At 72.3% G+C, this 19635-nt stretch carries 21 protein-coding genes; 17 read left to right on the top strand and 4 right to left on the bottom strand.

Features of this window, described 5'->3' with window-relative positions:
- Window positions 1-4 precede the first annotated feature (4 nt).
- The 5 genes from CWN80_RS09830 (at window position 5) to CWN80_RS09810 (ending at window position 5615) form a co-directional block, all read left to right on the top strand.
- Window positions 5-1006: a Bug family tripartite tricarboxylate transporter substrate binding protein gene (locus CWN80_RS09830; protein WP_238148167.1), complete on the top strand. Its 1002-nt coding sequence runs from the start codon at window positions 5-7 to the stop codon at window positions 1004-1006.
- Window positions 1003-1545: a tripartite tricarboxylate transporter TctB family protein gene (locus CWN80_RS09825; RefSeq protein ID WP_007924903.1), complete on the top strand. Its 543-nt coding sequence runs from the start codon at window positions 1003-1005 to the stop codon at window positions 1543-1545. Before CWN80_RS09830 ends, CWN80_RS09825 begins: the two co-directional genes overlap by 4 nt.
- Before the next feature lie 6 nt (window positions 1546-1551).
- Entirely contained in the window at window positions 1552-3054 is a 1503-nt protein-coding gene (locus CWN80_RS09820) for a tripartite tricarboxylate transporter permease (protein WP_007924900.1), read from the top strand.
- 94 nt (window positions 3055-3148) lie between these two features.
- Complete coding sequence (locus CWN80_RS09815) at window positions 3149-3841, top strand: LppX_LprAFG lipoprotein (protein WP_128277219.1); 693 nt, start codon at window positions 3149-3151, stop codon at window positions 3839-3841.
- Between the two features lies 1 nt (window position 3842).
- Window positions 3843-5615, top strand: a complete 1773-nt coding sequence (locus tag CWN80_RS09810; protein WP_007924895.1) for an MFS transporter — start codon at window positions 3843-3845, stop codon at window positions 5613-5615.
- Here CWN80_RS09810 and CWN80_RS09805 read toward each other — a convergent pair.
- On the bottom strand, window positions 5577-6458 hold the full coding sequence (locus tag CWN80_RS09805) for an alpha/beta fold hydrolase (RefSeq protein WP_007924888.1): 882 nt from the start codon (window positions 6456-6458) through the stop codon (window positions 5577-5579). The two genes, CWN80_RS09810 and CWN80_RS09805, sit on opposite strands and share 39 nt — an antisense overlap.
- Entirely contained in the window at window positions 6455-7288 is an 834-nt protein-coding gene (locus tag CWN80_RS09800) for an exodeoxyribonuclease III (protein ID WP_040880643.1), read from the bottom strand. The genes CWN80_RS09805 and CWN80_RS09800 overlap by 4 nt, the downstream gene beginning before the upstream one ends.
- Before the next feature lie 224 nt (window positions 7289-7512).
- On the opposite strand from CWN80_RS09800, the gene CWN80_RS09795 reads away from it, so the two are divergent.
- Both CWN80_RS09795 and CWN80_RS09790 read left to right on the top strand, forming a co-directional pair.
- Window positions 7513-8268, top strand: coding sequence for a dienelactone hydrolase family protein (locus tag CWN80_RS09795; protein WP_040880642.1), 756 nt, complete (start codon window positions 7513-7515; stop codon window positions 8266-8268).
- The gene (locus CWN80_RS09790; protein WP_007924882.1) at window positions 8265-9035 is read left to right on the top strand and encodes an SDR family NAD(P)-dependent oxidoreductase; all 771 of its coding nucleotides are present in this window, start codon (window positions 8265-8267) and stop codon (window positions 9033-9035) included. Before CWN80_RS09795 ends, CWN80_RS09790 begins: the two co-directional genes overlap by 4 nt.
- A 124-nt stretch (window positions 9036-9159) precedes the next feature.
- On the opposite strand, the gene CWN80_RS09785 is transcribed toward CWN80_RS09790, so the two are convergent.
- The gene (locus CWN80_RS09785; RefSeq protein WP_238148166.1) at window positions 9160-9678 is read right to left on the bottom strand and encodes a hemerythrin domain-containing protein; all 519 of its coding nucleotides are present in this window, start codon (window positions 9676-9678) and stop codon (window positions 9160-9162) included.
- A 63-nt stretch (window positions 9679-9741) separates the two neighbouring features.
- On the opposite strand from CWN80_RS09785, the gene pyrE reads away from it, so the two are divergent.
- The 4 genes from pyrE (at window position 9742) to CWN80_RS09765 (ending at window position 13047) form a co-directional block, all read left to right on the top strand.
- Window positions 9742-10296: an orotate phosphoribosyltransferase gene (gene pyrE / locus CWN80_RS09780; RefSeq protein ID WP_007924878.1), complete on the top strand. Its 555-nt coding sequence runs from the start codon at window positions 9742-9744 to the stop codon at window positions 10294-10296.
- Between the two features lie 99 nt (window positions 10297-10395).
- Window positions 10396-11262: a siderophore-interacting protein gene (locus tag CWN80_RS09775; protein ID WP_007924876.1), complete on the top strand. Its 867-nt coding sequence runs from the start codon at window positions 10396-10398 to the stop codon at window positions 11260-11262.
- A gap of 151 nt (window positions 11263-11413) precedes the next feature.
- A complete protein-coding gene (locus CWN80_RS09770; RefSeq protein WP_007924874.1) occupies window positions 11414-12205 on the top strand; it encodes an HAD family hydrolase in 792 nt (263 codons plus the stop codon).
- A 35-nt stretch (window positions 12206-12240) separates the two neighbouring features.
- On the top strand, window positions 12241-13047 hold the full coding sequence (locus CWN80_RS09765; RefSeq protein WP_128277218.1) for a DUF1206 domain-containing protein: 807 nt from the start codon (window positions 12241-12243) through the stop codon (window positions 13045-13047).
- Window positions 13048-13176: 129 nt separating this feature from the next.
- Here the strand turns inward: CWN80_RS09765 and CWN80_RS09760 are convergent, their stop codons facing one another.
- A complete protein-coding gene (locus tag CWN80_RS09760) occupies window positions 13177-13830 on the bottom strand; it encodes a phosphatase PAP2 family protein (RefSeq protein ID WP_157986925.1) in 654 nt (217 codons plus the stop codon).
- 30 nt (window positions 13831-13860) lie between these two features.
- Here CWN80_RS09760 and CWN80_RS09755 point away from each other — a divergent pair, with 30 nt between their 5' ends.
- The 6 genes from CWN80_RS09755 (at window position 13861) to CWN80_RS09730 (ending at window position 19584) form a co-directional block, all read left to right on the top strand.
- Complete coding sequence (locus tag CWN80_RS09755) at window positions 13861-14670, top strand: TrmH family RNA methyltransferase (protein ID WP_128277216.1); 810 nt, start codon at window positions 13861-13863, stop codon at window positions 14668-14670.
- Window positions 14671-14716: 46 nt separating this feature from the next.
- Complete coding sequence (locus tag CWN80_RS09750; protein ID WP_007924509.1) at window positions 14717-15358, top strand: VOC family protein; 642 nt, start codon at window positions 14717-14719, stop codon at window positions 15356-15358.
- Window positions 15359-15368: 10 nt separating this feature from the next.
- Window positions 15369-16679, top strand: coding sequence for a sensor histidine kinase (locus CWN80_RS09745; RefSeq protein WP_040880565.1), 1311 nt, complete (start codon window positions 15369-15371; stop codon window positions 16677-16679).
- The gene (locus tag CWN80_RS09740; RefSeq protein ID WP_007924518.1) at window positions 16676-17359 is read left to right on the top strand and encodes a response regulator; all 684 of its coding nucleotides are present in this window, start codon (window positions 16676-16678) and stop codon (window positions 17357-17359) included. Before CWN80_RS09745 ends, CWN80_RS09740 begins: the two co-directional genes overlap by 4 nt.
- A gap of 141 nt (window positions 17360-17500) precedes the next feature.
- Window positions 17501-18418: an ABC transporter ATP-binding protein gene (locus CWN80_RS09735; protein ID WP_007924520.1), complete on the top strand. Its 918-nt coding sequence runs from the start codon at window positions 17501-17503 to the stop codon at window positions 18416-18418.
- Entirely contained in the window at window positions 18415-19584 is a 1170-nt protein-coding gene (locus tag CWN80_RS09730; RefSeq protein WP_007924533.1) for an ABC transporter permease, read from the top strand. Before CWN80_RS09735 ends, CWN80_RS09730 begins: the two co-directional genes overlap by 4 nt.
- The last annotated feature ends 51 nt before the right edge of the window (window positions 19585-19635 follow it).

The following is a 19635-nucleotide window of genomic DNA, read 5'->3' as shown; positions in this document are numbered from 1 at the left end:
ACCCGTGGTAGCCCGCGCCCACGTCATGCGCATCATCGGGATCCTCGCCGTCATCGTCCTCGCGGTCTTCGCCGTGCGGGACGCGCGTGGCTCCGCACAAGGGGCCGGCGCCCGCAGCCAGCTCACCCTCATCGCCCCGGCGGCCGTCGGTGGTGGCTGGGACCTCGTCGCCCGCGAGTCGCAGCAGGCGCTGCGCAGCGACGGCATCGTCAACTCCGTCAACGTCGTCAACGTCCCCGGTGCCGGCGGCACCATCGGCCTGAGCCAGCTCATCGGCATGGAGGGTGACGGCTCGACCATGATGGTCACCGGCACCGTCATGCTCGGGGGCATCACCCAGGCCGGTGGCCAGCGCGACCTCGAGGACACGACGGTCATCGCCCGCCTCGCGGAGGACTTCGAGGTCATCGCGGTGCCTGCGGACTCCGAGTTCAAGACCCTCGACGACCTGCTCGAGGCGTGGAAGAAGGACCCCGGCGCCATGCCCATCGGCGGCGGCTCGGCCGGTGGCATCGACCACCTCGTCGCCGCGCAGCTGGCCCGGGCGGCCGGGATCGACCCGGAGGAGCTGCACTACACGCCGCACTCCGGCGGGGGCGAGCTGACCCAGTCGCTCACCTCGACCGCCCAGGGCACCGTCGGCGTCGGCATCAGTGGCTACAACGACTTCCGTGACCTCATCGAGGGCGGGCGCCTGCGGGCACTGGCCGTCGTCGCCCCCGAGCGACTCGAAGGGGTCGACACCCCGACGATGGAGGAGCTCGGCTACGAGGAGGTCGACCTCGTCAACTGGCGCGGCCTCGTCGCTCCTCCCGGCATCAGCGACGCGCAGCGTCGTGAGCTCGAGGACATCGTCGACGAGATGTTCGCAACCGACAGCTGGGGCGAGGCCGTGGAGACCAACCGGTGGGTCGTCAACCCCGCCGAGGGCGAGGAGTTCGAGGACTTCGTCGCGAGCGAGCAAAAGCGCATCAACGAGCTGATGAAGGAGCTGGGGCTGGTATGAATGCCGCGCCCGACACCACCACTGCCACCGTCCGCCCCAAGGTCGACCTCGGGGCCCTGATCATCCCGGCCGTCGTCGCCGCCGTCGGGGTCTTCCTCGTCGCCGGCATCCTCGGCATGCGCGTCGCCGGTGACGGCGGGCTCTTCGGGCCCAAGGCCTTCCCGTGGATCGTCGCGGTCCTCTGCTTCGTCGTCGCGACGCTCATGACCGTCGAGGTGCTGCGCCCGCGCCCGGTCACCGTCACCGCCGACCCGGGCGACGAGGCCGACGCGATCCTCGACCTGGCGCCGCCGGAGCCCGAGGCCAGCAACTGGCGCTCGCTGCTCATCGTCGCCGCGGGGGTGCTCCTCTTCGTCGCCCTGCTCCAGCCGCTCGGCTGGCTCATCGCCGGGTCGCTGCTCTTCGCCGTCGTCGGCTTCGGCCTCGGCGCCCGCAGCCCGCTCGGGCTGGTGCTCGGCGGGGTCGGGATGACCTCCGCGATCCAGATCGTCTTCAGCGGCTTCCTCGGCATCCACGTGCCGGCCGGGATCCTCGGGTGATGTGACGTGGACCAGATCACCAACCTCCTCAACGGTTTCGGCGACATCCTCACGCCCGAAAACCTCGTCTTCGTCTTCGTCGGGGCCCTCATGGGCACCGCCGTCGGGGTCCTGCCCGGCCTCGGCTCGGCCATGGCGGTCGCCCTCCTCCTGCCGCTCACGGCCAGCCTCGACCCCCTCGCCGCGCTGGCGATGCTCTCGGCGATCTACTTCGGTGGCCTCTTCGGTGACTCCATCGCCGGCATCCTCATGAACACCCCGGGCAACAGCACCGCGATCGCGTCATCGCTCGAAGGGCATCGGATGGCCCTGTCGGGCCAGGCCCCGCAGGCCCTGGCCACCGCGGCCCTCGGCGCCTTCATCGGTGGCATCATCTCGACGCTCATCGTCGTCTTCTTCGCGCCGGCACTGGCGGACGCCGCCGTGAAGTTCGGCCCCGCCGAGTACTTCGCCCTCGCCGTCTTCGCCTTCGTCGCCATCGCGACCGTCGTCTCCGACTCGGCGATCCGCGGCCTTGCCGCGCTGGCGATCGGCCTGGCCATCGCCATGGTGGGCATCGACCAGCCGACGGGGACGGAGCGCTTCACCTTCGGCCTGCGGACCCTCTTCGACGGCATCGACATCGTCGTGCTCACCGTCGCCCTCCTCGCGCTCGGCGAGGTCTTCCACCAGGCCTCCCGCATCGGCCGGTCCGACGAGGCCAAGCTGCTCCCGACGAAGGGCAGGCCCTTCCTCTCCCGCGCGGAGTTCCGCCAGGCGCTGCCGGCCTGGCTGCGCGGCACCGGCTTCGGCGTCCCCTTCGGCGTCATCCCCGTCGGTGGCGCCGAGGTGCCGACCTTCCTCTCCTACGGCACCGAGCGGGCCCTCGACCGTCGCCGGGCGGAGCCGACCTTCGGCAACGGCTCGATCCAGGGTGTCGCCGGCCCCGAGGCCGCGGGCAATGCGACGGCCGGCACCGCCATGGGCGCGCTGCTCGCGCTCGGCCTGCCGACATCGGCGACGGCAGCGGTCATGCTCATCGCCTTCCGGCAGTACGGCATGCAGCCGGGGCCGCTGCTCTTCGAGCGCAATGCCGACATCGTGTGGGCGCTGCTCGCGAGCCTCTTCATCGGCATGGTCGCCCTGCTCATCCTCAACCTGCCGCTCGCGCCGATGTGGGCCCAGCTGCTCAAGCTGCCCAAGGCCTACCTCTACGCCGGCATCAGCCTGCTCGCCTCCTTCGGCGTCTACGCGACGGCGGCGAGCACGACCGACCTGCTGCTGATGTTCGGCCTCGGTCTGCTCGGCTTCGCGATGCGGCGCTACGACGTGCCGATCGCGCCGGTGCTCATCGGTGTCATCCTCGGCCCGCTCGCCGAGTACAACCTGCGCGACGCCATGGGCAACTCGGGCAACGACCCCTTCGTGCTCGTCAGCTCGCCGATCACGATCGTCCTCTACGTCCTGCTCGCCGCCGGCGTCGTCTGGGGTCTGCTGCGGCGCCGCCGCGCCGCCAGCTCGGACTTCTGAGGTCCGACCGGCCCCACCGCGGCCCAGCTCACGATCGTGTGGGCTGGGTCGCGGTGGTGTCGCCACCGGTACCCAGCGGGTTAGGTTGGCCGACATGCGACGTCGATCCGTGCTTGCCGCCGTGCCCCTCGCCCTGACGCTCGTCGCGGGGTGCTCGGCCTTCGAGGATGCGGCCCCGCCGCCCGAGGCCCTCGAGACCGCCCGCACGACCTTCGTCGACGCCGGCTCGGTCGGCTTCGACCTCAAGCAGTCGGCGATACCCAAGGGGCGCAACGGCGTCTCCGCGGCCACCGGCTCCGGCATCGTCGACAAGACCACCCCGAAGTTCCAGGGTCAGGTCACCGGCGTCATCGACGGCAACTCCGCGGGCGTCGAGATCATCGCCGTCGACGACAAGACGTGGATGTCCTTCTTCACCAAGGACTTCAACCCCGTCGACATGGCCGACCTCGGCGCGCCCAACCCCGCCGAGTTCTTCCGCACCGGCAGCGGCGTCGACCAGATCCTCGCCCACACCTCCGACGCCACGGCCGGGGAGCGCACCCGATCCGGCGACACGGTGCTGCAGGAGTACACGGGGACGATCCCCAAGGAGGACATTACGCGCCTATTCAACCTCGGCGAGGGGCGGGAGACCTTCGACGTCACCTACGGCATCGAGCCCGACAGCGGGCAGCTGCGCTCGGTGAAGATCACCGGGGACTTCTACAAGGAGACCGAGACGACCTTCACGCTCACCCTCAAGGACTACGGCAAGAGCGTGCAGATCGACGAGCCGTCCTCCTGACGTGGCCGGCCTGACCGGGGCCAACCCCCGGACCCTGCTCACGCTCGCCTCGACCGCCGTCGCTCTCGCGGCCGCCGACACCTACGTCGTCGTCCTCGCGCTCACCGACATGATGAGCGGCGTCGGGCTGGGGCTGGACAACCTGCAGCGCGCCGCGCCGATCATCTCCGGCTTCCTCCTCGGCTACATCGCCGTGCTCCCGCTCATCGGCCGGCTCGCCGACCTCGTCCCGCGCTCGCGGATCCTCCTCGGGTGCCTCGTCGTCTTCGTCATCGGCTCCGGCATCACCGCGCTCGCCGTCGACCTCGACGTGCTCGTCGCGGGGCGTGTCGTCCAGGGCGTCGGCGGGGGCGGTCTCGTCCCGGCCACGCTCGCCCTCGTCGCCGACCTGTGGCCGCCCGGCCGCCGCGGCATGCCCCTCGGCGTCGTCGGCGCGGTCCAGGAGCTCGGGTCGGTGCTCGGGCCACTGCTCGGTGCCGCGGTGCTCGTCGTCGCCGACTGGCGGGCGATCTTCTGGCTCAACGTCGTGCTCGGGGTGCTCCTGTGGGTGGCCATCGCGGTCGCGACGCGTCCCTTCGAGACGGCCGCGGACGGCCTCCTCAGGGATCGGGGGGAGACGGCCGCGGACGGCCTCCTCAGGGATCGGGGGGACAGCGGGGAGGGCCGCCCCCTTCGTCCTCGGCTGGTGACCACGGTGCTCGGCGTCGTCACCGTCGGCCTGCTGTGGTTGACCCTCGCGGCGCCTGCCGCACTCGCCACCGACGTCTACCTCGGCCTGCCCTTCGTCCCCGTCGTCGGGACGAGCCGGCTGCTCACACCCATCGGCCTGGTGACCCTGGGGCTCGCCCTGGCCCTCGTCGTGCTGACGGCCCGCCGGTGGTGGCCGCCGCTGCGGGAGAGCGACCTGCCCGGAGCGCTGCTGCTCGGCACGACGCTCGGGTGCGTCGTGCTGACCTTCAGCTCCGCCGACCCCGAGACCGAGGTCGTCGGGCCGCTCGGCTACGCCCTGCTGCCCGTGGCGGTCGTCACCGCGCTCGCCTACGTGTGGCGGCACCGCACCGCGGCCTCCCCGCTCGTGCCGCGCGGCACGGTGCGCGGTCGCACGGGCTGGGCGCTCCTCGTGTCGCTGCTCGTCGGGGTCGCGCTCGTCGCCGTGGTCGTCGACGTGCCCCTGTTTTCACGGCTCACCACCTCCGGGTCGCAGACCGACGCGGCGATGGAGCTGGTGAAGTTCCTCGTCGCCGTGCCCGTCGGCGCACTCCTCGGCGGGTGGGTCCTGCGCTGGGTCGGAGACGGCCTCTCGGCCGGGATCGGGCTGCTCCTCGCGGCGTCCGGCCTGCTCGTGATGTCCGGCTGGGACCGCGGCTCGCTCGCCGAGGTGAGCTCGACGATCACGCTCGCGCTCGTCGGGCTCGGCCTCGGCATGGCTCTGGCGCCGGTCAACGACGCGGCCCTCGCCGACGCGCCGCAGCACGCCCACGGCACGGCGAGCAGCCTCGTCGTCGTCGCCCGGATGGTCGGGATGGTCGTCGGCCTCGCGCTGCTCACCGGCATCGGGCTGCACCGGTACTACGAGGCCGTCGACGCCCTGCCCCGGGAGCAGCAGACGAGCGGGCAGGCGCTGCTCGACGCGGCGCTGCTGCAGGTGCACACCGTCTTCGTCGGGGCGGCTGGGGCCGCCTTCGTCGGTGCTCTGCTCGCCCTCGCCTGCCTCGGGATCAGGCGTCGTGAGGGGTCAGGCTCGCTGGCTCGCGGGCTCGGCGTCGAGGAGTAGCTCGATCTTGTCCGCGACGAGGCCGGGTGCCTCGTAGGTGATCATGTGGCCGACGCCGGTGACGGACCAGAAGTCCGCGCCCGGGATGCCGGCGGCCAGGCGCCGACCCGCCGAGACGGGGGTGAGCCGGTCGCGGGAGCCGGTGAGGACGGCCGTGCGGACCCCGGCGAAGGGGGCGAGGTGCTCGCGGAAGTCGAGCCCACCGATCGCCCGGTGCCAGTCGGCGACGACATTGGCTCGCGTGCTGCTCGTGAGCCGCGCCGTGGCGCGCACCGCCACCGGGTCGGGGTCGTCGCCGAAGAGGTTGGCCGCCGTGAGCCGTGGCGTCGTCGGCAGGCCCCGGGCGGACGCCGGCAGCCGCCCGAGGAGCGCCATGGCCAGTCCCTCGCCGGGGACCGGCCGGCGTCGGCCCAGATGGGCGGCGGTGCCGACGAGCGCGGCACCGCGGACGCGCCGGCGGAAGAGCTCGGGGTCGATCTGCGCCAGGGCCAGGACCGTCATGCCGCCCATCGAGTGCCCGCCGAGGACGACGTCGCCGTCCGGCGCCGACTCGACGAGGACCTCGCGCAGGGCCGCGCCGAGGTCGAGGAGCGAGACCGAGCGCGAGCGGCCCGGCGTCGAGCGGCCGTGGCCGGGCTGGTCGTACGTGATGACCCGCAGGTGCGGGCGGCGTCGCTGGAGCTCGGCGACCACCGGGTCCCAGGTCTCGGCGGCGAGGCACCAGCCGTGGGCGAGGACGAGGGTCGGGCCCTCAGCGGACCCGGACCGCGGCGCGTGCTCGCGGACCGCGAGGCGGGCGCCGTCCGGGGCGACCACGGTGCTCACGGGGGCGGTCGTGCTCACCGGGGGGCGCCCCCTTCGGCCGTCTTGTCCACTGCCGCGCCGTCGTCGCCGTCGAGACCGACGATGACCGGCGCGTGGTCGCTGGCGCCCTTGCCCTTGCGCTCCTCGCGGTCGATGGCCGCGCCGCTCACCCGCTCGGCGAAGGAGGCCGACCCGAGGACGAAGTCGATGCGCATGCCGCGCCGCTTGGGGAAGGCGAGCTGCTGGTAGTCCCAGTAGGTGTACGTGCCCGGTCCGGGGGCGTACGGGCGCACGACGTCGACGAAGCCGGACTCGAGGAAGGCGTTGAAGGCCGCCCGCTCCGGCGGGGAGACGTGCGTCTTGTCGGCGAAGTACTCCATCGACCACACGTCCTCGTCCTGGGGCGCGACGTTCCAGTCGCCGCAGAGGGCGACGGGGGTGCCGTCGGCGGCCCACTCGACGGCGCGGTCACGCAGCCGGGCCAGCCACTGCAGCTTGTAGGCCATGTGCGGGTCGTCGAGGGTGCGGCCGTTGGGCACGTAGAGCGACCACACGCGCACGCCACCGCACGTCGCGCCGATCGAGCGCGCCTCGGGCGCCACGGGATCGCCGAAGCCGGGGTCGCCGTCGAAGCCGATCGCCACGTCGTCGAGGCCGACCCGGGAGAGGATCGCCACGCCGTTCCACTGGTTGAGGCCGTGGTGGGCCACCTCGTAGCCGAGGTCGCGGAAGCGGTCGAAGGGGAACTGCTCCTCCTTGGCCTTGGTCTCCTGGATGGCGAGCACGTCGACGTCGCTGCGCTGCAGCCAGGCCTCGACGCGGTCGACGCGAGAGCGGATGGAGTTGACGTTCCAGGTCGCGATGCGCACGGGCGCCACCCTAGCCACCACAGGTGACAGGGCGGCAGTGGTGGTTGGTGTGGGCAGGGGTTCTTCGTTCCCGACCAGAGCTGGGGCGTCCTCCCCGGCGTTTTCCTCGGGACCGCCCTGTGGGCCGGCCTCGAGGTGAACGAGCGCCGAGGCGGGCGGAGTCGCCACCACTGAGCCGGAGGTGGGGCTGGCCACGGCGAAGGGGGGTCGTTAGCGTGCGCAGCATGCGTCCCTTCATCGAGATCCCGGCCGCCGACGGCACCGCCGAGGCGATCGTGGCCCGACCCGACGACGATCAGGCGCACCCCGGCGTCCTGCTGTGGATGGACGCGATCGGCCTGCGCCCGCGCATCGAGGAGATGGCCGACCGCATCGCCTCGTGGGGCTACGTCGTGCTGGCGCCCAACACCTTCTACCGGCTCGGCAGCGCCGCCGAGATGTCGCCACCGGCGGGCATGGACCTCACCGACCCGGAGCAGCGGGCGGCCTACGGGCAGCAGAGCTTCCCGCGGGTGGCGGAGCTGACCAAGGAGCGGACCGAGGCCGACGTCGCTCCCTTCGTCGCCGCGCTGCGTGGGCTGCCCGGGGTCGCCGACGGCCCCATCGGGACCACGGGCTACTGCATGGGCGCCAAGCACGCGACCCGCGCCGCGTGCGTCGACCCGAGCATCGCGGCGTGCGGCGGGTTCCACGGCGCGCAGGTCGCCTCCGACCAGCCCGACAGCCCGCACCTGTCGCTCGGCAGCGCCCGCGCGGCCTTCGTCTACGGGCACGCCGACAAGGACCGGTCCATGCCGCCCGAGAGCATCGAGCTGCTCGACCGCACGCTGACCGAGCACGGGCTGACCGCGACGACCGCTGTCTACCCGGACGCCCCGCACGGATACACGATGACCGACACCTCGAGCCACCAGCAGGCGGGCGAGGACCGCCACTGGCGCGAGCTGCGCGAGCTCTTCGACCGGGTGCTGGGCGCATGAGCACGGCACTGGTCACCGGCGCCACCGCCGGCATCGGACGGCAGTTCGCCGAGCAGCTCGCGGCGAAGGGGGTCGACCTCGTCCTCGTCGCCCGCGACGAGGCCCGGTTGGCGGCGGTGGCCGGCGAGCTCTCGGGGCGGCACGGGGTGGCCGTCGAGGTCCTGCCGGCCGACCTGTCCGACCGGGTGCAGCTCGAGCGGGTCGCCGAGCGGCTGCGCGACACGGCCCGGCCGGTCGACCTGCTCGTCAACAACGCCGGCTACTCGCTGGGCTCGCGCTTCGTCGACAGCCCCGTCGAGGCCGAGGAGCAGCTGCTCGACGTGCTGGTGCGCGCGGTGCTCGTCCTCAGCCACGCCGCCGCCACGACGATGGTCGGCAGGGGGAGGGGGCAGGTCATCAACGTCTCGTCCGTCGCCGGCCTCACCGCGAGCGGCACCTATGCCGCCGCGAAGTCCTACGTCACGACCTTCACCGAGTCGCTCTCCGGTCAGCTCGCCGGCACCGGGGTGCAGGTCATGGCGCTGCTGCCCGGCTACGTGCGCACCGAGTTCCACGAGCGCGCCGGGATCGACAAGGGGTCGCGGTCCGGGCCCTTCTGGCTCGACGCGAGCGACCTCGTGCGCCAGGCGCTCGCGGACGCCGAGCGCGGGCGGGTCGTGTCGATCCCCAGCGCGCAGTACAAGGCCGTCGTCGCCCTGGCGCGGCACATCCCGCGGGCGCTCGTGCGCAACCCGCGCGTCACGGCGCTGCACCGCAAGCCGGACTGACCTCCCCTTCGCCCTGCGCTCGGGTGAACCGCATTTCCCTAGGGAAATACGAAGGGGAGGTCGCATTTCCCTAGGGAAATGCCCACGGGTGACCGTATTTGCCTAGGGAAATGCGCAGGGGGGCTCAGAGCGGGCCGAGGACGGCGGCGGGGTCGGTCGGGAGGTCGAGCGTCTCGAGGACCTCGAGCAGTGCCCTCTCCTCGAAGCCGAATTGCGACTCCATGATCGCGCCGAGCCCCTCGACGTGGGAGTACACCTCGTCGGGTGGAGCGTCGCGGTCGAGCGCCGCCTCCAGCCCGCCGATGAGGTGACTCATCATCGAGTGGTCCTGGGTGAGCTTGCGCAGCGTCTCGGCGAGCTCGGGGTGCGCGGCGGCGACTGCCGGGAAGAGGTGACGGTCCTCCCCTTCGTGGTGGCGGGCCAGGGCCGTGCAGAACCCGCGGCAGTACAGCAGCAGGTCCCGTGCTGCCTCGGGGTCCGCCCCGGCGGTGCGCACGAGGTCGAGCGCCTCGCGCAGGCGGGCGTGGACCGCCCGCAGCTCGTGGGCCCAGGCGATGAGCCGGGTGTGCTCGCCCTCCGTCACGTGCGGGCGAAGGGCGGGATGCGCGCATGACGCGTCCTCCTTCAGGTGCGGCGCCTCCATGCCTGACACGGTCTGCCACCGGCACACGACGCAGGCCACCGACCTGGTCCATAGACTGCGGGCGTGACTGACATCGCCGCCGACCGCGCCCGCCTGCTCGAGATCGTCAAGGACAAGGCCATCGTCCACGGACGCGTGACCCTCTCCTCCGGGGCCGAGGCCGACTACTACGTCGACCTGCGCCGCATCACCCTCGACGGCGAGGCCTCCCCGCTCGTGGGCCGCGTCATGCTCGACCTCGTCGCGGACCTCGACTTCGACGCCGTCGGCGGCCTGACCCTCGGCGCCGACCCGGTCGCCACGTCGATGCTCCACGCCACCGCGGCGAAGGGGGAGCGGCTGGACGCCTTCGTGGTGCGCAAGGCAGGCAAGGCCCACGGGCTCCAGCAGCGCATCGAGGGCCCGGCCATCGCGGGCCGACGGGTCCTCATCGTCGAGGACACCTCGACGACCGGCAACTCGCCGCTCGAGGCCGCCACTGCCGCTCGCGAGGCAGGCGCCGAGGTCGTCGCCGTCGCGACGATCGCCGACCGGGCGACCGGTGCCGCGGAGAAGTTCGCCGAGGCCGGCCTGGAGTACCGCCACGTCTTCGGGCTGGAGGAGCTCGGCCTGGCTTGAGCCGCCCGCCGTCCGGGCAAGCGAAACCGGCCGTGTGGGGGAACGGCCTGCTGCAGGTTAGGCTCTCCTAAGCCCGTTGTACCCGGCCTCAGGAGAGCCATGAAGATCGCCGAGCTCAAGGACCGCGTCGTCCTCGGCGCCGCTCGCGCATACGCCCGCCGCACGATGGCCGACTACGCCGAGCGCCCGGAGGAGTCGCAGTTCGAGGTCACCGTCGCGCGCGTCGTCGACCTCAACCCCGTGATGCGCCGGATCACCCTGACGGCCCCCGAGCTCGCCGAGTACCGGCTCCTCGGTCCGGACGAGTACTTCGGCCTGCTCATGCCGGGCGCCGACGGCCGGCTGCACCTGCCCGACCCCGAGCGGACCAACGTGCGCGCGGCGATCAGCGAGATGGACGAGAACGAGCAGCCGGGGCTGCGCTGGTACACGGTGCGCGAGCTGCGCCGCGATACCGCCGAGCTCGACGTCGACATCGTCACCCACGGCGACTCCGGGCCCGGGTCCGCGTGGGCCACGGCCGCGCAGGTCGGCGACCGGGCGGCCTTCCGCTCCGGGGGTGCGCTGTACTCGAGCTTCGACGAGGCACGTCAGCTCATCGTCGCGGACGAGACGGCCGCGCCGGCCCTGCTCGCGATCCTCGAGGAGCGCGACCGTCGAGGCCTGCCGGGTCTCGGTGAGGGCATCGACGCGCACGTCGAGGTGCCGTCCGCCGACGTGCTCGACGGACTCGACGTCCCCGCCGCGGTGACGGTGCACGTCCGCGGCGCCGGCGACCCCGGCAGCGCCGTCGTCCCCGCGATCGTGGCCGACCCCGCCTCGACCTGCGACCTCGACTACGCCTGGGTGTGCGGCGAGTCCGGGCTGGCGACCTCCCTGCGCCGTCACCTCGTGCAGGAGGTCGGGATGGACAAGCGCTCGATCACCTTTTCCGGTTACTGGAAGCTCGGCGCCGCCCGCGGCTGAGCCAGGCGCGGACGCAGAGGAGGCCCGGCGCAGCATCAAGCCGAAGTCGAGAACGACCACGCGACCACGCGACGACGAGGGACTTCGGCAGCGCGCCGGGTCTCCTCTGCGGCCGCCACGTGTCGCAAAGTCGGCGGGTAGCGTTCCACCCATGGAGCCCCACCTCGTCGCCCTGGATGTCGACGGCACGATCCTCACCCACGCCGGCGAGCTGCGCCCGGCCACGCGCGACGCGATCCGGGCGGTCGCCGACGCCGGGCACCACATCGTCATCTCGACGGGCCGGTCCGTCGTCGCCACGACCCCCGTGCTCGAGCTGCTCGGCCTCTCCCACGGCTGGGCCGTCTGCTCCAACGGCGCCGTGACCCTGGAGCTCGATCCCGCTGAGCCGCAGGGCTACCGGATCGCCGACACCGTGACCTTCGACCCCCGCGAGGCGCTCACCCTCGTCATGCGGCACGCACCGCACATCCTCGTCGCGGTGGAGCAGGTGGGGGTCGGCTTCAAGGTCGCCCGGCCCTACCCGGAGGGTGTCCTCCAGGGCGAGCAGGTGGTCGTCCCCTTCGAGCAGCTCGTCGACGGGCCGACGACACGCGTGACCTTCCACGACCCCGACGCGGCGAGCGAGGACTTCCTCGAGCTCGTCGAGCGCATCGGCCTGCACGGGGTGAGCTATGCCGTCGGGTACACCGCCTGGCTCGACCTCGCGCCCGAAGGCGTCTCCAAGGGCTCGGCCCTCGAGCTCGTCCGACGGCGGCTGGGGGTCGAGCCGCACCGCACCTTCGCCGCCGGCGACCAGCGCAACGACCTCGAGATGCTGCGGTGGGCCGCCCGTGGCGTCGCCATGGGCGGCGCGCCGCCCGAGGTGGTGGCCGCCGCCGACGAGACCACGGGGTCCGTCGACGAGGACGGGTTGGCGCACGCCCTTCGTCCGCTCGGGTAGTCGCCACCACGTCCGGTGGCGGGCATCATGATCCGGTGACCTCTGCTCCTGATCTCGGCGACGCCCGCCGCGCCGCACGCACGGTGGGTGACCACCCGGCACTCGAGGCGTTGGCGCGCGCCGGCTTCGTCGCCTCCGGCCTGCTCCACATCGTCCTCGGCTACACCGCGGGTCGCGTCGGCTGGGGAGGAGGCGGGCAGGCGGATCAGTCCGGTGCGCTCGCCACGCTCGCGAGCAACCCTGCCGGCACCCTGCTCATGTGGGTCATCACCGTGACCCTCGCCGGCCTCGTCCTGTGGCAGCTCACCGAGGCCGTCACCCCCGGCGCGGGTGACGGCGCAGCCGATCGGGCCAAGGCGGTCGGCAAGGCCGTCGTCTACGCCGCGATCGCCTGGACCGCAGGGCAGTTCGCCATCGGGTCGGGCTCCTCCTCGTCGTCGGAGCAGTCGTCGCAGGACGTCACCGCGACGCTCATGCAGCAGCCCGCCGGTCAGTGGCTCGTCGGCGGGGTCGGCGTCGCCGTCATCGCCGTGGGCGGCTACCACGTGTACAAGGGTGTCGCCCGCACCTTCCTCGAGGACCTCGAGGAGCATCCCGGGCGCATCGCCACGGCCCTCGGGGCCGTCGGCTACCCGGCGAAGGGAGCCGTCCTCGCCCTCGTCGGCGCCTTCTTCGTCATCGCCGCGGTGCGGCACCAGTCCTCGCAGGCCGACGGACTCGACGGGGCGCTCAAGTCCCTGCGCGACGAGCCCTTCGGTCCCGCGCTGCTGACCGTCGTCGCGGTGGGGCTCGTGGCCTTCGGCCTGTACTGCTTCGCCCGCGCACGTCACCAGCGCATCTGACCCACATCCCTTGCCCGGCGAAGGGGGAGTCCCTATAGGGAAATGCGCAGGTGGGGTCGTGTTTCCCTCGGCAGATGGCACTGAGGGTGGTGATTTCCCTAGGGAGATGTGGAGTCGGAGGGCGGCGGGTCAGCGGCAGGACGAAGGGGGGAAGCAGCGCAGCCCGACGAGCGCCAGGGCCGACCCGAGGACCAGCCCGGCGGCGACGTCGCTGACGTAGTGGACGCCGAGGACGATCCGGTCGGCGGCCGTCAGCGCCGTTGCGACGACGACGAGCAGGGTGGCGCCCCAGCGGATCCAGACCGTGGCCACGAGGGTCAGCAGGGCGATGAGCAGGACCGCGCCGAGGGCGGCATTCGTCGCGTGCCCGCTCGGGTAGGACCAGCTGCCGTACGAGACGACCGCGTCCTCCGGGCGGGCCCGCTGCACGATCTCCTTGCACACCGCACCGAGTGCCCACCCGACGAGGCCGATCGCCGGCACAACGAGCACCGACCTCCCGACCCGCCCACGGACCCACAGCGTCACCGCGACCACGACCACGAGCGGGTGCACGACCCACGGCCCGCTGAGGGCCGACCACGCACGGGCGACGTCACCCAGCCATGGCGCCGACAGGACGAGGTCGGTGCCGGCGGCCACGCCCCCTTCGTCCAGCGCCCGGGCCCAGTCGGCCGGGATGAGCACCCACCGACCCAGCGCGGCGACGACCAGCATGGCGAGCGACATCGCACCCAGTGCGACGACGACGCGGCGAGCTGAGACGCGGTAGTCCGGGGGCATCCACCGATTGTGGGGCATGCTTGATCCGCCATGTCCGATCTCGTCATCACGTCCCCGGCCAACCAGCGCCTCAAGGACCTCGTCACCCTGCGCCGCCGCCGCATCCGCGAGAGCACCGGCACGACCCTCGTCGAGGGGCTCGAGGAGACCTCGCTCGCTCTCGACGCCGGTGTCCGGCCGCGCACGCTCTTCCACTGCCCCGAGCTCATGCTCGACCCCCGGGTCGGTGCCGCTCTCGTCGAGCGGGCCCGCGACGCGGGGGCTGAGGTCGTCGAGCTCGGCCGCACCGCCTTCGAAAAGGTCGCCTACCGCGAGGGCCCCGACGGCATCCTCGCCAAGGTGCCGGCTCCCGGCCGACGCCTCGACGAGGTCGATCTGCCGGACGGTGCTCTCGTCCTCCTGTGCGAAGGGGTCGAGAAGCCCGGCAACCTCGGCGCGATGCTCCGCACCGCCGACGCCGCCGGCGTCTCGCTCGTCATCGCCGCCGACCCGGTGACCGACTGGGGCAACCCCAACGTCATCCGGTCGAGCAAGGGCACGGTCTTCAGCGTCCCCGTCGCCGCCGCGAAGACCGAGGAGGCCTGGGCCTGGCTGGCCGCCCACGAGGTCGAGATCATCGCGACGACGCCCGACACCCAGGTCGAGCACACCGACGTCGACCTCACCGGGGCCGTGGCGGTTGCCGTCGGGTCCGAGAAGTACGGGCTCACCGACATCGCGCTCGAGCGCGCCCAGCACCACGTGCGGATCCCCATGGTGGGCCGGGCGAACTCGCTCAACGTCGCCACCTCGGCGGCGATCGTCGTCTACGAGGCCGTGCGGCAGCGGCGGACCGCCTGACCGACCCGATTACGGCCCCACGCGTGGCCTGTGCCACCATGCCTGCATGCGCGTCGACCACGTCTCCTATGCCGCAGACCAGTCCGGTGTCAAGGCCACTGCCGAGCGTCTCGGCGAGGCCCTGGGCGTCACCCCGTGCGACGGGGGCATCCACCCGCGCTTCGGCACGCGCAACATGATCCTGCCGCTCGCACACGAGCGGTACGTCGAGATCGTCGAGGTCCTCGACCACCCGAGCTCCGACAAGGCCCCCTTCGGCCAGGTCGTGCGCGCCCGCTCCGAGGCCGGCGGCGGTTGGATGGGCTGGGTCATCCGCGTCGACGACGACCTCGCCGCCGTCGAGGCCCGCCTCGACCGCACCGCGGTCGAGGGCAACCGTCGTCTCGCCGACGGTCGCGAGTTCCTCTGGAAGCAGATCGGCATCAAGGGCACGCTCGCTGACCCGCAGCTGCCCTTCTTCGTCAAGTGGGGCGAGGGCTCCCCGCACCCCTCCGCCGAGGCGAGCACCGACGTCACCATCTCGTCCCTGATGATCGCCGGCGACCCGGCGCGGGTCACCGACTGGCTCGGCGGCCTGCCGCCCGAGGAGACCTCGTCGGTCATCACCTTCGACTTCGTCGCCCCGCACGGCACCCCCGGCCTGATGTCGGTCACCTTCAACACCCCGGGTGGCCCGGTCACCCTCTGACCGCCCCGACATGGCCTGGTCCGACCGCCTCGGCGACTTCTTCGCCCTCGACGACGACTGGGTCCGCCCCGGCGGCACGATCAGCCGTGGCGACGTCGTCTTCACCGCGGCCGTCGTCGCCGCCTCGCTCTTCGTCCTGGAGCTCATGCGTTCGCTCGGCGGACTCGTCGACAACGACTCCGGGCGGTGGATGCAGTGGGTCTACACCGCGGTCCCCGCGCTCTTCCTGCTGACCCGGCGGCGCTTCCCGCTCGCCACGGTCATCGCCGCCTCGATCGCCTACTGGGCCATCTCGACGATCGACCCGCCCATGGCGAGCCTGCTGTCGACGCAGATCGCGTACTTCCTCGTCGTCCTCGGTGGCGTGGCGTGGGCACGGCAGCGCAGCGAGATGGCGATCGTCTACGGGGTGATCATCTTCGCGATGTTCCTCTGGCTGGTCTGGGGGATGGCCGTTGGGCAGTCTTTGAGCGACCTGGTCCAGGCCGCTGACCCCGCCGCCTGGCTGCCCGCCACCATCGCCGCACCCCTCATGCTCGGTCTCATCAACCTCCTGTACTTCGGCGGCGCCGTCCTCGGCGGCCAGGTCGCCTGGCGTGCCGCCCGGCAGCGCGCCCGCCTCGAGCAGCAGACCGTGACGATCAGCGAGCAGACCGAGCAGCTGCGCGAGAGCGCGGTCGTCGAGGAGCGTCTGCGCATCGCCCGCGAGCTGCACGACGTCGTCGCACACCACGTCTCGAGCATCGGCGTGCAGGCGGCAGCGGCCCGCCGGGTCCTCGACCGTGACCCCACCGCGGCGAAGGGGGCCCTGGCCACCATCGAGGACGCCTCCCGTGACGCCGTCACCCAGATGCGCGGTCTGCTCGGCACGCTGCGGACCGGGGGCACCGTCCGCGACGAGGACGAGCACGCACCCCAGCCGACCCTCGCCGACATCCCGTCGCTCGTCGCCGAGCGGAGCAGCGCCGGCCTGAGCGTCGCCCACGAGGTCGTCGAGGCCACCGACGGGGACCTCGCCGCCGTGCCGCAGGCCGTCGGGCACTCGCTCTACCGCACCGCCCAGGAGGCGCTCACCAATGTCACCCGGCACTCCACCGCCCAGCGCGCCCGCGTCACCGTCCGCGTCGACGCGAGCTATGCCGAGGTCGAGGTGACCGACGACGGCCGAACGCGCCCCGGCACCTCCGGCACCGGCATGGGGCAGCTCGGCATCCGCGAGCGCATCTCCTCCCACAAGGGGTCGGTCGAGATCGGCCCGCGCCCCCTCGGCGGCTACCGGGTGCGGGCGCGGATCCCCCTTCGACCGGGGCCGTCGACGTGACCGCACCCCTGCGGGTCCTGCTCGTCGACGACCAGGCGCTCATCCGCTCCGGCTTCGCGATGATGCTCTCCGTCGAGGACGACCTCGAGGTGGTCGGGCAGGCGTCGACGGGCCGCGAGGCCATCGACCTGGCGGCCGAGCTCCACCCCGATGTCATCGTCATGGACGTGCAGATGCCCGTCATGGACGGCATCACCGCGACCCGCGAGGTCGTCGCGCGGGACCTCGGCCGGGTCATCATCCTCACGACCTTCGACAGCGACGACTACCTCTTCGCCGCGCTGCAGGCGGGCGCGAGCGGCTTCCTGCTCAAGAATGCGCAGGCCGAGCAGCTCGTCGACGCGCTGCGGGCCGTCGGTCACGGGCACGCGCTGCTCGCGCCCGAGGTGACCCAGCGGGTCATCGCCCAGATGTCCGTCGGGCCCGCCACCCAGCCGGGGGGTACCGGTCGTCACGCCGGGCTGCTCGGCCAGCTCACCGACCGTGAGCGCGACGTGCTGCGGCTCATGGGCGTGGGCCGGTCCAATGCCGAGATCGCCGACGAGCTCGTCATCGGCGCGGCCACGGTCAAGACGCACGTCTCGAGCATCTTCGCCAAGCTGCAGGTGCGTGACCGCGTGGGTGCGGTGATCATCGCCCACGAGTCGGGTCTCGTCGTCGACGGCGGCTCGGCGGGCTGACCCCCCTTCGTCGGACGAAGGGGGGGGAGGGCCCCACCGTCGCGGGGGAGGTGCCTCCCCCCACGGGGGGAGGGGCCCGCGACCCCAAGACCAGCCTCGAGGCTGATCCGCGGTGCCGGCGGGATCCATAGCGTTGGGGTCATGGACACGACACCGCAGACGATCACCGTGGAGGGGCTGACCCGACGCTTCGGCGACTTCACCGCCGTCGACCACATCGGCTTCACCGTCCCCCAGGGCAAGATGACCGGATTTGTCGGGGGCAACGGCGCCGGCAAGACGACGACGATGCGCATGATCATGGGCGTCCTGTCGATCACCGAGGGGCGGGTGCTCTGGGGTGACCGGCCGATCACGGCCGCCGACCAGCGATCCATCGGCTACATGCCGGAGGAGCGCGGCCTCTACCCGAAGCAAAAGGTCGCCGACCAGCTGATCTACCTCGGGCAGCTGCGGGGCATGACCGCCAAGGCCTCCCGCGAGTCGGTCATGACCCTGCTCGAGCGCCTCGGGCTCGAGGAGCGCACCGAGGACACCGTCGAGTCCCTCTCCCTCGGCAACCAGCAGCGCGTGCAGATCGCCGCGGCGCTGATGATCGAGCCGGCCGCGCTCATCCTCGACGAGCCCTTTTCCGGGCTCGACCCCGACGCCGTCGACTCGATGGCCGACCTGCTGCGCGAGCACACCGCCCGTGGCGTGCCGGTCCTGTTTTCCAGCCACCAGCTCGACCTCGTCGACCGCCTGTGCGACGAGCTGGTCATCCTCGCCAAGGGGCAGGTCCGCGCCTCCGGTACCCCGACCGACCTGCGGGGCGGCGCGCCGCGCCGGCACCGCCTCGTCGCGGCCCGGGACGCCGGCTGGGTCCGTGACCTGCCCGGCATCGCCGCCGTCGACGTCGACGGGCCCGTCGCCGTGCTCGACCTGAGCGCCGACTCCGAGGCGGAGCGGCAGCGACTGCTCGGCGAGGTCCTCGCGGAGGGCCTGCGCCGCGGTGGCGTCACCGAGCTCTCCCCGATCATCCCGCCACTGTCCGAGGTCTACCGAGAGGTGACAGCATGAAGACCACACACGCATGGACCCTCGTCGCCAAGCGCGAGCTGTCCGTCCGACTGCGCGACAAGACCTTCATCGGGTCCACCCTGCTCTCGCTCGTCATCCTCGTCGCCGTCTTCGGGTTCCAGGCGTGGAATGCCAACAAGGCGACGACGTACGACCTGGCCGTCACCAGCCAGTCGCAAGAGATGGGCCAGGCGATCGTGGACGCGGCTCCCGGCATCGACGACAAGGTGAGCGTCCAGCTCATCGACGTCGACGACGCCGCAGCCGCAGAGGCGGCCGTCACGGACGAGAGCGCCGACGCCTACCTGGCGCCCACCGACGACGGCTGGCAGCTCACCGGCAAGGCGGACGTCCCGAGCACCCTCCAGGACATCGCCACCCAGACCGTGAGCAGCGTCGCCCTGGCCGCCAACGCCGACAAGGCAGGCACCGACATCGCGACCCTGCAGCGGGGGACGACCCTGACCACGGACATCCTCGACGGGGACGCCGAGCAGCAGGGCATCGCCAAGGCGGTCGGCTTCGGCATGGCGATCCTCTTCTACATGTCGGCGGCGATCTTCGGCATGTACCTCGCGATGAGCGTGACGGAGGAAAAGCAGTCCCGGATCGTCGAGATCATCGCGACGTCGATCCCCCTGCGCCACCTGCTCTTCGGCAAGCTCATCGCGGCCATCGCGCTCGCGGTCGGGCAGCTGCTGCTCTACGCGGCGGTGGCAGTGGTCGGCGCGAGCTTCACCGACTGGGGTGACATGCTGCCGGGCCTGACCTCCGGGCTGGCGTGGTTCGTCATCTTCTTCATCGCCGGCTTCACGATGATCGCGGCGCTGTACGCCGTGTCGGGTGCTCTGGCCTCGCGCCAGGAGGACATCCAGTCGACGTCCTTCCCCGTGACGATGCTGCTCATGGTGATGTTCTTCGGCGCGATGTTTGCCAGCGGCACGGTCGTCGACGTGCTGGCGTGGATCCCGCCCTTCTCGGCGATCCTCCAGCCGATGCGCCTGGTCTCGGGCGAGGCGCAGTGGTGGGAGGCGGTCATCAGCCTGGGTCTGCTCGCCGCGGCCACCGTCGCCGTCATCCTCGTCGCCGAGCGGATCTACCGCCGGGCGCTCATGCAGACGGGCGGCAAGCTCACGTACAAGGACGCGTGGAACGCCGAGCTCTGACGCACACGGACCGATCGGCCGGGCACCGCAGGGGTGGTGCCCGGCCGATCG

It is taken from the genome of Janibacter hoylei PVAS-1 (assembly GCF_004025845.1).
GTDB classification, from domain to species: domain Bacteria; phylum Actinomycetota; class Actinomycetes; order Actinomycetales; family Dermatophilaceae; genus Janibacter; species Janibacter hoylei.
This window is presented reverse-complemented; position numbering and strand designations above follow the sequence as displayed.

Excerpts from the sequence above, each read along its gene's own strand:
- CWN80_RS09825 (WP_007924903.1), top strand. The coding sequence starts at position 1,003 with ATGAATGCCGCGCCCGACACCACCACTGCCACCGTCCGCCCCAAGGTC.
- CWN80_RS09815 (WP_128277219.1), top strand. The coding sequence starts at position 3,149 with ATGCGACGTCGATCCGTGCTTGCCGCCGTGCCCCTCGCCCTGACGCTC.
- CWN80_RS09795 (WP_040880642.1), top strand. The coding sequence starts at position 7,513 with ATGCGTCCCTTCATCGAGATCCCGGCCGCCGACGGCACCGCCGAGGCG.
- CWN80_RS09790 (WP_007924882.1), top strand. The coding sequence starts at position 8,265 with ATGAGCACGGCACTGGTCACCGGCGCCACCGCCGGCATCGGACGGCAG.
- CWN80_RS09785 (WP_238148166.1), bottom strand. The coding sequence starts at position 9,678 with ATGGAGGCGCCGCACCTGAAGGAGGACGCGTCATGCGCGCATCCCGCC.
- CWN80_RS09775 (WP_007924876.1), top strand. The coding sequence starts at position 10,396 with ATGAAGATCGCCGAGCTCAAGGACCGCGTCGTCCTCGGCGCCGCTCGC.
- CWN80_RS09770 (WP_007924874.1), top strand. The coding sequence starts at position 11,414 with ATGGAGCCCCACCTCGTCGCCCTGGATGTCGACGGCACGATCCTCACC.
- CWN80_RS09760 (WP_157986925.1), bottom strand. The coding sequence starts at position 13,830 with ATGCCCCCGGACTACCGCGTCTCAGCTCGCCGCGTCGTCGTCGCACTG.
- CWN80_RS09755 (WP_128277216.1), top strand. The coding sequence starts at position 13,861 with ATGTCCGATCTCGTCATCACGTCCCCGGCCAACCAGCGCCTCAAGGAC.
- CWN80_RS09750 (WP_007924509.1), top strand. The coding sequence starts at position 14,717 with ATGCGCGTCGACCACGTCTCCTATGCCGCAGACCAGTCCGGTGTCAAG.
- CWN80_RS09745 (WP_040880565.1), top strand. The coding sequence starts at position 15,369 with ATGGCCTGGTCCGACCGCCTCGGCGACTTCTTCGCCCTCGACGACGAC.
- CWN80_RS09735 (WP_007924520.1), top strand. The coding sequence starts at position 17,501 with ATGGACACGACACCGCAGACGATCACCGTGGAGGGGCTGACCCGACGC.
- CWN80_RS09730 (WP_007924533.1), top strand. The coding sequence starts at position 18,415 with ATGAAGACCACACACGCATGGACCCTCGTCGCCAAGCGCGAGCTGTCC.